Annotated in this window: 13 protein-coding genes; 3 read left to right on the forward strand and 10 right to left on the reverse strand. The window is 65.2% G+C overall.

Annotated elements, in window-relative coordinates:
• The first annotated feature begins 149 nt into the window (after window positions 1–149).
• Together clpA and GU927_RS09565 are read left to right on the forward strand one after the other, a co-directional pair.
• On the forward strand, window positions 150–2471 hold the full coding sequence (gene clpA, locus GU927_RS09560) for an ATP-dependent Clp protease ATP-binding subunit ClpA (RefSeq protein WP_161762223.1): 2322 nt from the start codon (window positions 150–152) through the stop codon (window positions 2469–2471).
• Window positions 2468–3427 carry a M23 family metallopeptidase gene (locus GU927_RS09565; RefSeq protein WP_161762224.1) on the forward strand — a complete coding sequence of 320 codons (960 nt, stop codon included), beginning with the start codon at window positions 2468–2470 and terminating at the stop codon, window positions 3425–3427. The genes clpA and GU927_RS09565 overlap by 4 nt, the downstream gene beginning before the upstream one ends.
• Before the next feature lie 456 nt (window positions 3428–3883).
• Here GU927_RS09565 and GU927_RS09570 read toward each other — a convergent pair whose 3' ends face one another.
• The 3 genes from GU927_RS09570 to GU927_RS09580 form a co-directional block, all read right to left on the reverse strand.
• Entirely contained in the window at window positions 3884–5476 is a 1593-nt protein-coding gene (locus GU927_RS09570) for a peptidoglycan -binding protein (protein WP_161762225.1), read from the reverse strand.
• A 3-nt stretch (window positions 5477–5479) separates the two neighbouring features.
• Window positions 5480–6652 (reverse strand): biopolymer transporter ExbB, encoded by a 1173-nt coding sequence (locus tag GU927_RS09575; protein WP_161762226.1) that lies wholly within the window; start codon window positions 6650–6652, stop codon window positions 5480–5482.
• A 73-nt stretch (window positions 6653–6725) separates the two neighbouring features.
• Window positions 6726–7274 (reverse strand): gamma-glutamylcyclotransferase, encoded by a 549-nt coding sequence (locus tag GU927_RS09580; RefSeq protein WP_161762227.1) that lies wholly within the window; start codon window positions 7272–7274, stop codon window positions 6726–6728.
• Between the two features lie 63 nt (window positions 7275–7337).
• Here GU927_RS09580 and GU927_RS09585 point away from each other — a divergent pair, with 63 nt between their 5' ends.
• Window positions 7338–8330, forward strand: a complete 993-nt coding sequence (locus GU927_RS09585; protein WP_161762228.1) for a DUF2125 domain-containing protein — start codon at window positions 7338–7340, stop codon at window positions 8328–8330.
• Here the strand turns inward: GU927_RS09585 and GU927_RS09590 are convergent, their stop codons facing one another.
• The 7 genes from GU927_RS09590 to GU927_RS09620 form a co-directional block, all read right to left on the reverse strand.
• The gene (locus tag GU927_RS09590; RefSeq protein WP_232489178.1) at window positions 8331–9242 is read right to left on the reverse strand and encodes an extensin-like domain-containing protein; all 912 of its coding nucleotides are present in this window, start codon (window positions 9240–9242) and stop codon (window positions 8331–8333) included.
• Window positions 9243–10175: a prephenate/arogenate dehydrogenase family protein gene (locus GU927_RS09595; RefSeq protein WP_161762229.1), complete on the reverse strand. Its 933-nt coding sequence runs from the start codon at window positions 10173–10175 to the stop codon at window positions 9243–9245.
• Entirely contained in the window at window positions 10175–11260 is a 1086-nt protein-coding gene (gene hisC / locus GU927_RS09600; RefSeq protein WP_161762230.1) for a histidinol-phosphate transaminase, read from the reverse strand. The genes GU927_RS09595 and hisC overlap by 1 nt, the downstream gene beginning before the upstream one ends.
• A gap of 78 nt (window positions 11261–11338) precedes the next feature.
• Entirely contained in the window at window positions 11339–11869 is a 531-nt protein-coding gene (locus GU927_RS09605) for a TIGR00645 family protein (protein WP_161762231.1), read from the reverse strand.
• A 105-nt stretch (window positions 11870–11974) separates the two neighbouring features.
• Complete coding sequence (gene rpsD, locus GU927_RS09610; protein WP_161762232.1) at window positions 11975–12595, reverse strand: 30S ribosomal protein S4; 621 nt, start codon at window positions 12593–12595, stop codon at window positions 11975–11977.
• Window positions 12596–12771: 176 nt separating this feature from the next.
• On the reverse strand, window positions 12772–13791 hold the full coding sequence (locus tag GU927_RS09615; RefSeq protein WP_332838500.1) for a Hint domain-containing protein: 1020 nt from the start codon (window positions 13789–13791) through the stop codon (window positions 12772–12774).
• A 164-nt stretch (window positions 13792–13955) separates the two neighbouring features.
• On the reverse strand, window positions 13956–14864 hold the full coding sequence (locus GU927_RS09620) for a lipid A-modifier LpxR family protein (protein ID WP_161762234.1): 909 nt from the start codon (window positions 14862–14864) through the stop codon (window positions 13956–13958).
• Between the last annotated feature and the right edge of the window lie 302 nt (window positions 14865–15166).

A 15166-nucleotide genomic window follows, 5' to 3' on the forward strand; every position in this document is an offset into this window, starting at 1 on the left:
CACTTTTTGCGGCTCGGGTGCAGCAAACCGCAATATCGGCCAAAAAACCCTTGAAGTAAGGCAAAATAAGCCGAACTCTAAAGGGCATGAGGCCACGGTTCGGCGGGGCTCTTCCCCCAAGGAACCCTGAGGAACAGGAGCACATCAACGTGCCGTCTTTTTCGACAACACTCGAGCAGGCCATCCACGGCGCACTGGCCCTTGCCAATGCCCGCCGCCACGAACTCGCCACGCTGGAACACCTCCTGCTGGCCCTGATCGACGAACCCGACGCGGCCCGCGTGATGAAGGCCTGCTCGGTCAACCTTGACGAACTCCGCAAGACGCTGGTGGATTTCATCGACGACGACCTCTCCACCCTCGTCACCGATGTCGAAGGGTCCGAGGCCGTGCCCACCGCCGCCTTCCAGCGCGTGATCCAGCGCGCCGCGATCCACGTCCAATCGTCGGGCCGCACCGAAGTGACCGGCGCCAACGTCCTTGTCGCGATCTTCGCCGAACGGGAATCCAACGCCGCCTACTTCCTGCAGGAACAGGACATGACCCGCTACGACGCGGTCAACTTCATCGCCCATGGCGTGGCGAAAGACCCCTCATACGGCGAATCCCGCCCCGTCTCCGGCGCGGACGAAGACCGTCAGGAAACCCCCAAGGCCGAAGCGGGCGAGGCGAAGGAATCCGCCCTGTCGAAATACTGCGTCGACCTGAACGTCAAGGCGATGAAGGGCGACGTCGACCCGCTCATCGGGCGCGAGGCGGAAGTGGAACGCGCGATCCAGGTCCTTTGCCGCCGCCGCAAGAACAACCCGCTCCTCGTGGGCGACCCCGGCGTGGGCAAGACCGCCATCGCCGAAGGTCTGGCGTGGAAGATCGTGAAAAAGGAAGTCCCCGAGGTTCTCTCGGGCGCCACCATCTTCTCGCTCGACATGGGCGCGCTGCTCGCGGGCACCCGCTATCGCGGCGACTTCGAGGAACGCCTGAAGGCCGTGGTCAAGGAGATGGAGGATCACCCCGACGGCATCCTCTTCATCGACGAGATCCACACCGTCATCGGCGCGGGCGCGACCTCTGGCGGCGCGATGGACGCATCGAACCTGCTGAAGCCCGCGCTTCAGGGTGGTAAACTCCGCACCATGGGCTCCACCACCTACAAGGAATTCCGCCAGCACTTCGAAAAGGACCGCGCCCTGTCGCGCCGCTTCCAGAAGATAGACGTGAACGAACCCTCGGTGCCGGACGCCATCAAGATCCTCATGGGCCTGAAACCCCATTTCGAAGAACACCACGACCTGCGCTACACCGCCGACGCCATCAAGGCAGCGGTGGAACTGGCGGCACGCTACATCAACGACCGCAAACTCCCCGATAGCGCCATCGACGTGATCGACGAGGCGGGCGCGGCGCAGCACCTCTTGCCCGAAAGCAAGCGCCGCAAGACGCTGGGCACCAAGGAGATCGAGGCGGTCGTGGCGAAAATCGCCCGCATCCCGCCCAAGAACGTCTCCAAGGACGATGCCGAAACCCTGCGCGATCTGGAAAAGACCCTCAAACGCGTCGTCTTCGGTCAGGACAAGGCGGTAGAGGCTCTCTGCTCCTCCATCAAACTCGCCCGCGCAGGGCTGCGCGAGCCGGAAAAGCCCATCGGCAACTACCTTTTCGCGGGCCCCACGGGTGTGGGCAAGACCGAGGTGGCAAAGCAGCTCGCCTCCTCGCTCGGCGTGGAACTCCTGCGCTTCGACATGTCGGAATATATGGAGAAACACGCCGTTTCCCGCCTGATCGGCGCGCCTCCGGGCTATGTCGGCTTCGATCAGGGCGGCATGCTGACCGATGGCGTGGACCAGCACCCCCATTGCGTCCTCCTGCTGGACGAAATGGAAAAGGCGCATCCGGATGTCTACAACATCCTGCTGCAGGTGATGGACCACGGCAAGCTGACCGACCACAACGGCCGGACGGTGGACTTCCGCAACGTGATCCTCATCATGACCTCGAACGCGGGCGCGTCGGACATGGCCAAGGCCGCCATCGGCTTTGGCCGCGAACGCCGCACGGGCGAAGACACCGCCGCGATCGAGCGGATCTTCACCCCCGAATTCCGCAACCGCCTTGACGCGGTGATCTCCTTCGCCCCCTTGGGCAAGGAAATCATCCTTCAGGTGGTCGAGAAATTCGTGCTCCAACTCGAAGCACAGCTCATGGATCGTGGCGTCCATATCGAACTCACCCCCGAGGCCGCGCAGTGGCTGGGGGACAAGGGCTATGACGACAAGATGGGCGCGCGTCCCCTTGGCCGCGTGATTCAGGAACACATCAAGAAACCGCTGGCCGAGGAACTGCTCTTCGGCAAGCTGACAAAGGGCGGCGTGGTCCGCGTGGCGGTCAAGGACGATGCGATCGAACTGCTGATCGAGGAACCGGCCAAGCCCCGCCTGACGGGCCAGAAACCCCCGCTGCTGACGGCAGAATGATCCGTCCGCTGGCCCTACTGACATTGGCCCTCGCCACCCCGGCGGGGGCCTTTGACTTTGCCCAGCCCATCGCCTGCACCCTTGGCACCGATTGCCACGTGCAGAACTACTTCGACCGCGACCCCGGCGCGGGCACCGCCGATGTCGGCTGCGGCAACCTCACCTACAACGGCCATGACGGCACCGACTTCGCCCTGCCCTCGCTGGCCGCGATGCAGGCGGGTGTCGACGTCCTCGCCGCCGCGCCCGGCACGGTGCGCGGCATCCGCGACGGAATGCCCGACATCGCCATATCGGACCCCGCCGCCCCCCCGCTGGACGGGCGCGACTGCGGCAACGGCGTCGCCATCGACCACGGCGACGGCTGGGAAACCCAGTATTGCCACATGAAACAGGGCAGCATCCGCGTCCGCACAGGCGACCGCGTGGAAACGGGCCAGCCGCTCGGTCTGGTGGGCCTGTCGGGCAACACCGAATTCCCCCACCTGCACCTGACGATCCGCAAGGACGGCACCGAACTCGACCCCTTCGCCCCCGAACCCGCCACCGCCTGCGGCACCGTTCCGCCCGATACGCTCTGGTCCGCCCCCCTTGCCTATGATCCCTTCGGCTTCACCGGCGCGGGCTTCTTCACCGCCGTGCCGGAATGGGACGCGATCAAGGCCGGGCTGGACAGCCCCGCCACCCTGCCCACCGATGCCCCCGCCCTCGTCCTCTGGGCCAGCTATTTCGGCCCGCGTCAGGGCGACGAACTCACCCTCGCCATCACCGGCCCGCAGGGCGAGGTGATCCGCCAGACCATCCCGATCGACCGCACACAGGCCATAGCCTTCCGCGCCGTGGGCAAACGCACCCCGCAGGGCGGATGGCCAGCGGGCAGCTATTCCGGTGAAATCGCCCTGACCCGCAACGGGGTGGAACTGGGGCGACAGGGCGTGATGCTGACGGTCGAGTAAGGTTTTTCCAGACTTGGCGCGACGGTCAGGACGGGACCGTGGCCCAAAGCCACGGTCCGCGCACGTCCCGCCCCACCGGGACGTGCGCCACGGGCGCCCGCCCCGGCGCGACGCGCGCGGCCCTACCGGCGGAGTGTAGAAACGCCCCACTGGGGCCTTTCAACACTCCTCGCTCTTCAAAAACAGAACTGCCGCCCGCTCATGGGGAGACCCGCCAGCACTCTGACTGGCCGTATTTCGCCCCTGCACTGGACTCATCCCTATTGATTGCGCCCGGCTCCGAAAAACCCACAACATCCGAGCCCAACTGTGCGCCAGCGCACGCTTAACCACGTTTTCCCGCCCGCCTCTCTCCGGATTTGTATGCACACTCTGCGGCACAACCAGCGGCACAGGCAGCGGCACAGCCGTTTCCGCCCAACCCACCGAAATTCCAGCGTAAATTAACGCCGCACCCTAGCGTTCGGTCAGCTTCAACTCGATCCGCCGGTTCAGCGCACGGGCCGCATTATCATCCCCCGCCGCAACGGGCCGATACTCGCCAAACCCCGTCGCCGCCAGCCGGTCCGGCGGGAAGCCAAGGCTTTCCTGCATGTATCTAACAACGCTCAAAGCCCGCGCCTGCGACAACTCCCAATTGTCGCGGAACTCGCCGAAACCGGACAGGGGAAGGTTGTCCGTATGCCCGTCCACACGGATGATCCAGTCGATCTCGGGCGGGATTTCCCCCCTGATTTCATTCAGGATTTCCACCACACCGGCAATCTGCGTCCGCCCCTCGGCGGCCAGTTCTGCAGCCCCCGGCTGGAACAGCACCTCAGACGAAAAGACGAAGCGGTCGCCCACCACCCGCACCCCCTCGCGCCCGTCCAGAAGGGTGGATAGTTTGCCAAAGAATTCAGACCGATAGCGTGCCAGATCGGCATTCTCCGCCGCCAGCCGCGCCGCCTCTGCCGCCTCCAGCTCCGCCCGTTTCCGCTGCTCTGCCGCCACCTGCGCCAAGGCCGCGTTCAACTGCGTGCCCAGCGCATCCAGCTGCACCTGCGCCGCCTCGTCCCGCGCGGCGGAGGCGTCCAGGATCCCCTGCAACTGCGCCAACTGCGCCCGCAGCGCCCCGATCTGCTCGTTCAACAGCGCCACTTTCCGCTGCGCTTCCAAGGACTTGGCCTGTTCCTCGGTCAACGCCCGTTCTGCGGCGGCCAGAACGGCGTCCTTGTCCGTCTGCCCTTCTGCCGCCTTCGCCGCCTCGGTCTGCGCGGCGGCCAAAAGGGTCAAGGTCTCCTCCGCCTGCCGCCGCTGCTCCTCCAGCGCCAGGGTCATGGCGGCCAGTTCATCCTCCGACCCCTTAAGCTTCTCGCGCAATTCCTCCAGCGCAGCCGCATCCACCAACCGCGCCGCCTCTTCCTCGGACAGCTTCGCCTCGGCCCCTTCGGCCCGCGATTGCAGGCTGGCGATCAGGCTTTCCAGCGCCTGCCGCCGCGCCGCCATAAAGCGGGCGGTCTCGGCATTCGCATCCACCTCCTCGCGCGCGCGGGCAAGGGCAAGCTGCATCGCCTCCTGCTCGGTCAGCAGTTTTTTCTGAGCATCCTCAAGCTCTTGCACGGAAGCTGTCAGCTCCGTCACCTGCCCCCGCGCCGCGTCCCGCTCGGCCAGCAGACTGGCGACCTGCGCCTCGAAACTGGCGATCCGGCCCTGTGCCGCCTCCAGATCACCCTGCGCCGTGGCAAGCTGCCCCGTCAGCGTGGCGATCAGCGATGCCTGCCGCTCACCCTCGGCCTGCGCCGCGGTCAGCGACGCGGTCAGGCTGTCCACCTGCTCCTCCAGCCCCGCCGCCCGCTGCCGTTCCAGCCCCAGCGCATCGGCCAGTTGCGAAATCTGGTCGGTCAGGCTGTCCAGTTCGTTGGATTGCGTGGTGATGGTCTCGCGCAGGACCATCTGCATGACGGTGAAGATGGTCAGCACGAACATCATCACCATCAAGAGCGTGGTGACAGCGTCCACGAAACCCGGCCAGATCAGATTCGAATCCCGCCGCGACCGCAGTGCCATGACCTATCCCCGCCCGACCGTGCCGCGCGACAACTGCCGGATCGCCGCCGTCAATGCCGCCAGATCGCCGCGCAGATCGGCAATCGCCTCTTGCCGGCCAGCCGCCATTTCCTCAAGGATTTTCAACAGTTGCACGTCGATCGACCGCAGGCGCATCCGGCTTTCGGCATCAGCGCCCATGGCCCCCTCGCCCCCGCCGGACGTCACCGCCGCGATCAGTCGATCCTGCCCCTCGGCGATGCGGGCCAGAAGTTCGGCGCTCTCTCCCGTGGTCCGTTCGGCCAGACGCGACACGGCCCGCGCCAGATCGTCGATCTTGTCCTCGACCATCACCCGCGTGATGTCGGACTGGGTATAGAGCGATTGCAGCGCATCCATCTGCGCCTGAACCTGCTCCAGAACCGCAGCCATCGCGGCGGTATCGCTGGCCTCGCCATCCGCGCTGGACAGACTGACCCGCGTGATGGACGACAACCATTCCTCCAGCTCGCGGTAAAAGCGGTTTTGCCCATGGCCCGCGAAAAGCTCCAGCAGCCCGATCACCAGCGATCCGGCCAGCCCCAGAAGCGAGGAGGAGAACGCCGTCCCCATCCCGCCCAACTGGCTTTCCAGCCCCGACATCAGCTTTTCAAAGACCTGCAGGCCCGTCTCGCCCTCTTGCGGGGCAAGGGACCGGATCGTCTCGACCACGGCGGGCACCGATGTGGCAAGGCCGAAGAACGTCCCCAGGAGGCCAAGGAAAACCAGAAGGTTGGCCAGATACCGCGTGATGTCCCGTGCCTCGTCGATCCGTGTCGCGACAGATTCAAGGATGGATCGTGATGACGAGGACGAAATCTGCATCCGCGCTCCCCGCGACCGCAACAGCGCGGCCAGCGGCGCCAGCAGGCGCGGCGGATTTGCCGTGTCATGTCCGGGGACATGGCGGACGAAATCCTCGATCCAGCTGACAGATTGCACAAGGATGAGAACCTGCCAGAAGCAGGTCACCACCCCCAGCAGGAAGACCGCCGTGATGAACCCGTTGAACAGCGGGTTGACCTGCAGGATCTCGGTCACTTCGCGATGGATGAACCACGCGCCCGTCCCGACCAGAAGACAGACCACCAGCATGGCCACGATTTGCCGGATCGGCTGGCTGAAGGTCGGCGCGCCGTCGCCCCTGGTCTTTTCCATCCGCCCCACACTCGTCCGTTTCTTGCCCGGCCACAGAATAACAGGCCGGACGCCCCTGCCAAGCCGCCGTAGATCAGACCTGCGTCATCGGCAGGATCTGCCGGACCCGTTCTGCCAGCCAATCCAGATCAGCATCGGCAATGCCCAGTTCGTGCAGATGTTCCGCCGTCGACCACAGGTAATCGCGGTTCGGCCCGCGCCCCCCGACGGCCTGCGCGATGATCTGCGCCTGTTCCTCGAGCGCGAGCCCGCCGCAATACTGCACATGATGCGGGTCGATGACATAACACAGCGTCCGCAACCGGCGCCCGTCGGCCAGCGAAACGTCGAGTTCTTCTTCCAGATAGGCGGACGAGACAAGCTCGCGCTCGCGCAGGGCAGCCACCGTTGCGGCCTCGGCCCCCGGCTCCACGCGGAAGGCCACACCGTCGCAATGGGCCCCCGTAGCGCGGTCCAGCGCCAGCACGAGTCCGGGTGCGTCGGGCGTGCCGCGATGGTGGATCGACCGCATGCAAAAGCTTCGGTGCCATCCGTCCAGCCGCGCAACCTGCCGTTCGGCCACGGGAAATCCCGGATGCCAGATCAGCGACCCGTAGCCGAAGACCCAAAGACCGCCCGTCATATGCTGGCCCTCCCCTGATACCCCCTGTAAACAGCAGCGCGACACGGAAGGAAAGGGTCGGACATGCGGGCACTTCTCTGGATCATTCTGGTCGCGGCGGCGCTTTGGGGCGGTTACTGGTTTGCCGGTGCCAAGGCCACCGAACAGGCCGTCTCGGGCTGGTTCGCGGAACAGGACGGCCGACCCGTCGCCGCGCAGCATCAGGGGATCGCGGTGCGCGGTTTTCCCAACCGCTTCGACCTGACCATCACGCAACCGGAGATCCGTGACGCGGAAACCGGCACCGGCTGGTCTGCGCCCTTTGCCCAGATCTTCACCATGACCTGGAAGCCGTGGCACCTGATCGCCGCACTGCCGCAGGAGCAGACCCTTTCCCTGCCCGGTCAGGACCTGACCATCAGCAGCACCGTGATGCAGGGCAGCCTCGTCCTCGTTCCGGGTATGGACCTGACCTTGGACCGTCTCTCGACCGAGAGCGACGGCATTACGGTCCGGTCCTCGGCCGGATGGGCGGTTTCCGCGACCTCGGCCAATCTGGCGACGCGCCGTGCGCCGGACAGTGCGATGGGTCACCAGATCTGGGCCGAACTCACCACGGTCACGCCGGATGCGGCCTTTCGGATGGCGCTTTCCCCGCTGTCGGACCTGCCCGAACAGATCGAGCGGCTGCGCCTTGACGGTACGGTGACACTGTCCGCACCGGTAGACCGCCACCTCGCCACGACCCGCCCCGACCTGCAGGCCCTGACCGTGAAAGAGGCGCTGCTGCTCTGGGGTGATCTGACGGTTTCCGGAAAGGGCGACATCGTGCCCACCGCAGACGGAACTGCCGAAGGACGTATCGACATCAGGATCGACAACTGGCGCAAGCTGGTTCCCGTCCTCGTGGCCGCCGGTCTTGTCACACCGGAGGTGAGCGAGACCGTCACCCGCGCCATGGAACTGATGGCCGCGCAGGACGGCACGCCCGATGTGCTGGACGTGCCGCTGGTCTTTGCCAGCGGACGGATGAGCCTTGGTCACGTTCCCCTTGGCCCCGCGCCGCGCCTGCGCTGATCAGCGGCAATAGGGGCGGTCGAGATTGGCCACGTCGAAATGCAGGTGGTCCTCGTGGTACCCGTCCGATCCGGGGCCGAGGGTGGTACCGAATATCCCGCAGGCGGCCTTGTGCGCGCGCCTTATGGTGCGGTTGTAATCCCCCGCGATCGACCATTCGCGGCCGTCTTCCATGATGAATCCCGAGATGTCGACCGCATTTCCCCGCCCGTGCTCGCTGACCTTTGCGCCGCGCAAATTGTTGCGGGGGCGGCAGATGTAGCTGGCGGCGATCCGCAGTTCGACCACCTCGTTCCGCCCGAAGGCGGGGCGCATCGCGTCATTGACCCATGTCTTCAGGGCCCGTGCCGTCTGGCAGTTGATCGTGGCGGGTGTGGTCAACCGGATTCCGTCGACCGAGGTGACGCGGACCGGTTCCTCGATCCCGCACCCTTTTACCCGCGAGGAGATGGGGGCCAGTTCCTCGCCCTGGATGTCGCGGTCGCCACAGACGAAGCCATCGGCGGGTTCCGGCCTTTCCTCGGACTTGCGCCGTCCGAAGAGCCCGCCGAAAAGGCCGCCGCCCTGCCGCTCTTCCCGGGCACGCGGGGCGGGAACGTCGCTCTGCGGCGCGCTGGCGGTCTGTGTCTGGCCAAGCCCTGCGGGCCGCGGCATCGGGCGCAGAACGGGCAGGGCCGCGGCAAGTTCGACAGGCTGGGGTGGCAGGGCCGTGGTCATCGCCACGGCGGGGCGCGGGCGGGGCCGGATCGGCGAGGCGGCAGCTTCAGGTCCGGTGACCGGTGCCGCAACGGGTGGCAAGGCGACGGATGCGGGACGGGGCTGCGGGCGCGGCGATGTCGTCAGGTCCTGCGCCGCGAGCGGTCCCCCGAACAGGAGGGCCACGACGCACAGGAACCGGACTCGCACACGCATTCAACCACTCTTCTCGACCACTATGGCGGATCGCCCGAAATCGGGGGCCGCGGTATCCTGTCCCGCTTCGATGATCCCGCGCCTGATGGCACGGGTGCGGGTAAAATAGGCGTGCAGATGATCGCCGTCACCCAGCCGGATCGCACGTTGCAGCGCGAAAAGCTCTTCCGTGAAACGGCCCAGAATTTCCAGCGTGGCGTCCTTGTTGGTCAGGAACACGTCGCGCCACATGGTGGGGTCCGATGCCGCGATGCGGGTAAAGTCGCGAAATCCGGCGGCGGAATAGTTGATCACCTCGCTGTCGGTCACGCGGCTCAGGTCATCGGCCACGCCGACCATCGTGTAGGCAATCAGGTGCGGCGTATGCGACGTCACGGCCAGCACAAGATCGTGGTGGGCCGCGTCCATCTCGTCGACCTTGGCCCCCATCCCCTCGCACAGCGCCCGCAGGCGGGCGACAGCGGCGGGATCGGCCCCTTCCATCGGGGTCAGAAGCCACCAGCGGTTGACGAAAAGCGTGGCAAAGCCCGACCGCGGGCCGGAATGTTCGGTCCCTGCGATGGGGTGGCCGGCGATGAAATGCACGCCTTCGGGCATATGCGGCGCAACGGCCGCGATCACCGCCTGCTTCACCGACCCCACATCGGTCACGGTCGTCCCTGCCGCCAGATGCGCCCCGATTTCTTCGGCCAGCTCGCCCATGGCGCCCACGGGCACGGCGAGCACCACCAGATCGGCGCCCAGCACCGCTTCGACCGCAGTGTCCGTCACGCGGTCGCACAATCCGATCTCGACCGCCACCGCACGGGTTTCGGCGGATTTGGCATAGCCGACAATTTCCTTCGCCAGACCATTCGCCCGCATCGCATGGGCCATGGACGAGGCGATGAGGCCCAACCCTATCAGTGCGACACGGTTATAGAGCGCGGCCATCACCGGACCCCTTTGAACTGCGCCACGGCATGGGCGACGCGGCGGCAAGAGGCCTCGTCCCCGACGGTGATCCGCAGGCAATGCGGCAGTTTATAGCCCGCCACCCGCCGCACGATCAGCCCCTGCTGCTGCAGGAAGGTATCGCAGGCCACCGCTTCCTCTTCGGATGCAAAGCGCGCCAGAACGAAATTCGCCATCGACGTATCCGACGGCACGCCCAGTTCCGCCAGCGACTCGGACAGCCAGTGCCGCATGCGCGCATTCTCGGTCCGGCAGCGGGTGACGAAGTCCTGATCGCGCACGGCGGCCTCGGCCGCGTCAAGCTGTGTGGTGGACAGGTTGAACGGTCCGCGGATGCGGTTGAGCACGTCGATGATCGCCTTTGGCCCGTAGCCCCAGCCGATCCGCAACCCGCCCAGACCGTAGATCTTGGAGAAGGTCCGCGTCATCACGACATTGCTGCGTGCCTCGATGATCGACAGCCCCGCATCATAGCCTTCGACATATTCGGCATAGGCCCCGTCCAGCACGAGAATGGCCTGTTTGGGCAGGCCCGCCGCCAGACGCTCGATCTCGGCAGTCGAGATCATCGTGCCGGTCGGGTTGTTCGGATTGGCGATGAAGACAAGCTTCGTACGGCGGTTGCAGGCGGCAAGGATCGCGTCGACATCCGTCGTGCGTTCCCGTTCGCGCACTTCGACCGGCGTGGCGCCGACGGCCAGCGCGCTGATGCGGTACATCAGGAAACCGTGTTCGGTGAAGACCACCTCGTCCTTCGGTCCGGCATAGGCCTGACAGAGGAAGGTGATGATCTCGTCCGAACCCACGCCGCAGATCACCCGTGCTGCATCCAGCCCATGCACCTCGGCGATCGCCTCGCGCAGCGAGGAATGGTCGGTCGAGGGATAGCGGTGCAGCGAGTGGACGCTGCGCTGGAACGCTTCTTTCGCGCGGTCGGACGGGCCGAAGGGATTCTCGTTGGACGAGAGTTTGACGACATTGGTCATGCCCGCGACATGGGCCTTACCGCCCTCGTACAGCGCGATATCAAGGATGCCGGGTTGCGGGCGGATGGCGTCGGTCATTTTGGCAAGATTCCCCTCATGCTGCGGGGTTCTACCGACGGGCGCGCAGCAAGGCCAGACGGAATGTCGCGGCGGGGATCACTTCGTCGACCGCGCCTGCAACCAGTCCATCAGCGCCATCAGCACGCCCGAGACGACGAAGGTCAGATGGATGATGGTCAGCCACAGCAGCGTGCGGTCATCCGCGGCGGGGGTTTCGGGATCGCCGATCTCCATGAAGCGTTTGAGCAGGTGGATGCCCGAGATCGCGACGATCGAGGCGATGAGCTTCATCTTCAGCCCGCCGAAATCCACCTTTCCCATCCAGTCGGGCCGGTCGGTGCCCGCGTCGAAATCGAATTTCGACACGAAATTCTCGTACCCCGAGAACATGACAATCAGCAGCAGGTTCGCCGCAAGCGTCAGGTCGATCAGGGTAAGCACCACAAGGATCGTTTTTTCCGGACTGAGCGTCAGGACCTGCGGCGCGTAATGCACGAGTTCGCGCAGGAAGATGACGGTCATCATCCCCAATGCGACAACCAGCCCCAGATACATGGGCGCCATCAACCAGCGCGACGCAAAGAGTCCCCGCTCGAAACGGTCTTCAAGTGCCTGCTTGCGTGCCATCGCCCTGTGTCCTGCCCTGCCTGACCCAAACCTGTCGCGACTTGTCACAAAAGCAAGAGGCCCGCCATAAGGCGGGCCTCGCTCCGGTGCACCAAGGTGCAGCGATCAGTTCTTCGCGTAGTATTCGACGACGAGGTTCGGTTCCATCTGCACCGGATAGGGCACATCGCCCAGAGCCGGGGTGCGGACGAACTTGGCGGTCATCTTGGAGTGATCCACCTCGATGTAGTCCGGAACATCACGCTCGGTCAGGGCGACGGCTTCCAGAACCAGCGCCATCTGCTTGGACTTCTGGCGCACTTCGACGATGTCGCCTTCCTTGACGCGGTAGGAGGCGATGTTCACGCGCTTGCCGTTCACGGTCACGTGGCCGTGGTTCACGAACTGGCGGGCGGCGAAGATCGTCGGAACGAACTTGGCGCGGTAGACAACGGCGTCGAGACGGCGCTCCAGCAGACCCACCAGCATCTCGCCGGTGTCGCCGCGCACACGCTCGGCCTCGGCATAGATCTTGCGGAACTGCTTTTCGGTCAGGTCGCCGTAATAGCCCTTGAGCTTCTGCTTGGCGCGCAGCTGCGTACCGAAGTCGGACAGCTTGTTCTTGCGGCGCTGGCCGTGCTGGCCGGGGCCGTATTCGCGCTTGTTCACCGGGGACTTCGGACGGCCCCAGATGTTTTCGCCCATGCGGCGGTCGATCTTGTACTTGGCAGAGGTGCGTTTGGTCACCGCTGATCTCCTTCGTTTCGTTTTGAAGGGCGTTGTCCTTTGGCCCGAAGGCCCGACAGGCATCCCCTTGCGGGGGCCACCAACACCAATGAAAAGCCCCGGCGCAATGCACCGGGACGGGGGGGCTTATACAGCCGCTCGGGGCGGAGTCAACCGCTGCCTGTCATGGCCTCCGGTCATATCGCCCTGTCATGGCGCAAAAGGGCGACCTCGCTGCTGGACAGGTTGCGGCGCGCGTAATCGCCATAGGCCTGCGGATTGATGTCCACCCCGGGCACCACCTCGACCAGACCTGCCCTCTGGGAAGGGTCCAGCATGTCGAGCGTGGTGTTGGACGGGTGGAAGCTTTCCGTCTCGATTCCATTGGCGAAGACGATGCTGTGCCGGTCCAGCAGGATGTGGATATAGGTCACTTCGCGCAGGCTGTGGTCCAGCAGGATCGTCGTGTCGTTCACCAAATCCTCGGCCTTGACCAGCACTTCCGATGTGCCGAACAGCGACAGCGCGCCCGGCCCCTTGACCAGAATCCGGTGGGCCGGCGACACGATCAGGTCGGGGTCGGGCCGGTCCTGTCCCATGGCGCCGGAACGCAGGCGGATCGGGCGCAGGTGAGGCATAGCGTAAAGCCGCGCACCCGACATCCGCCGGCTGCCGGACCAGAGGATCGGCTGCGGCCCGTCATCCTTGGTCAGCACCATGTCGCCGGGTTCCAGCGACTGGATCAGACGGGGACCGTCCGGCGTGGCGATGCGGGTTCCGGGGGTGAAGCAGATCACCCCGCCCCCTTCGCGCCCGCCCGAAGCCACCCGCGCGCGGTCGATCGAGGCGCGGACCACCCAAAGGTCGCGGTCCGTGGGCGGCAACTCGCCAAACGCCATCAGAATGCGCGTTCCCGTATCGGGCACCGCAATGATGGTCAGCGAGAAGCTCTGTATCCCGTCGGTGACGATGAAACCCTGATCGGGCGTTTCATCCTCGTCCGCCGCCATTTGCGCCGAAAGGTCACCCGCCGGGGTCTTGCCCAATGCGGTCCCCACCAGCCGTTTCACCACACGCGCCGCACGACGGCGCATCTCTGCCTGCCCCTCGGCACCTTCCAGACGCAGAAGGTCTGCCGCGCCGTCGATACGCACTGCCTCGCCCGACCAGCGCCATGAGGCGCCGACGACGAGGAGGTCAATCGCCGCCCCTGCCAAACCATCTATTTCTGTCTGTGCCCAAGAGATGACAAACGTGCCACGAAAGCCCGTCACCATGTCCTGTATGCCTGCTCGTACTTTTGTTTTTATGAGCAGACCTTAGGACATATACAGACTTTCGGCTATATCATTCCTGCAACAGGCCGGAAAAAGACGGTCGATCAGAATTTCACGCGCAGGTTGACGGACCCCACGATCTGGTCCGCGGGCTGTTCGTCATATTCGCGGCCAAGCCATGTCAGCCCATAGAAGGCCTCGCTTTCACCGCCCTGCCAGTGGACGCCCGCGCGCAGACGCGAGCGGGTGTCGGACAGGGTATTGGGGTCGGCCTCGATGAAGTATTCGCTGTCGAACACCTGCGCGATGTCCCCGCCCAGGGTCAGGCTGATGCCTTCCCCGGTATTGCCACGCGCGACGCGGAACCGCTGGCCGGTCGTCACGTCGCGCAGCATCAGCGCGCCTTGGGCGAAATGGCCGAAGGAGATGTCACCGCCGACACGGACCAGCGTTTCCGCGCCGACCTGCGCCTCGGCGAAGGGGCGGACCTGGGCCGGACCGAAGGACAGGCTGCGTCCGATCTCGGCCGTGGCGGTGGGAAAGACATCATCGCCGATCTGTCCGCCAAAGACGGTGGGGGCGGGCAGACCCAGCAGGTCGTGCAGGTCTGCATGCAATCCGCTGATCCGGGTCTGCGGGCCGACGATCACGGCATCCGCGCCAAGACTGGTTTCGATCCCTGCCATGTCGAAATGGGTATGCATCCCGAAGGACAAGGCCCCGACATAGCGGCGGTCTGTCGCCGCAGGCGTGACCAGATCGGCTGGCGAGATCGTCTCGAGCCGCATCCGGAATTCGAGGATCTCTCCCGGCATCGCGGGAAGCGTGCCGCGCCAGTTGGGGCCCCTTACCCGGCTGAGCGCATAGGAACCGGTGCGCCACCGGTCACGCCCGTCGCCGATGGCGTCATTCGTCAGAAGCCGCCCCCAGCCAAGCGTCACGCGTTCCTGCGATTCGGCAGGAAGGGGAAGCGACAGGGCAAGGGCAACGAAAGCCACAAGGGGTGCGCGCATGGATCATCCGTCTGTTAGCCCCCCCAGGCTGACGGGACATTAACCTGTGCTCACGCCCGCGGCTAGTGCTGTAAGGCAACAGCTTTGTTAACTTGGATTATCAGTTCGCGTGGCGTGAACTGGAAGTGACGCCAACTCACGACTCCACGACAGACGCCAATAGAAACACGCCCCTACCCGCGACACGCCGCGCGGCGGGAGGCGCTATTGTATGCAATCCGGCAGTTTCATCACCTTCGTCACGAAGGTTTACGGCTTCGTCACCGCGCAGTTTCCCATACGGAAGTATCATGCGATCACAT

This window comes from Paragemmobacter amnigenus (assembly GCF_009908265.2).
In the GTDB taxonomy this organism is placed as follows: Bacteria; Pseudomonadota; Alphaproteobacteria; order Rhodobacterales; family Rhodobacteraceae; genus Paragemmobacter; species Paragemmobacter amnigenus.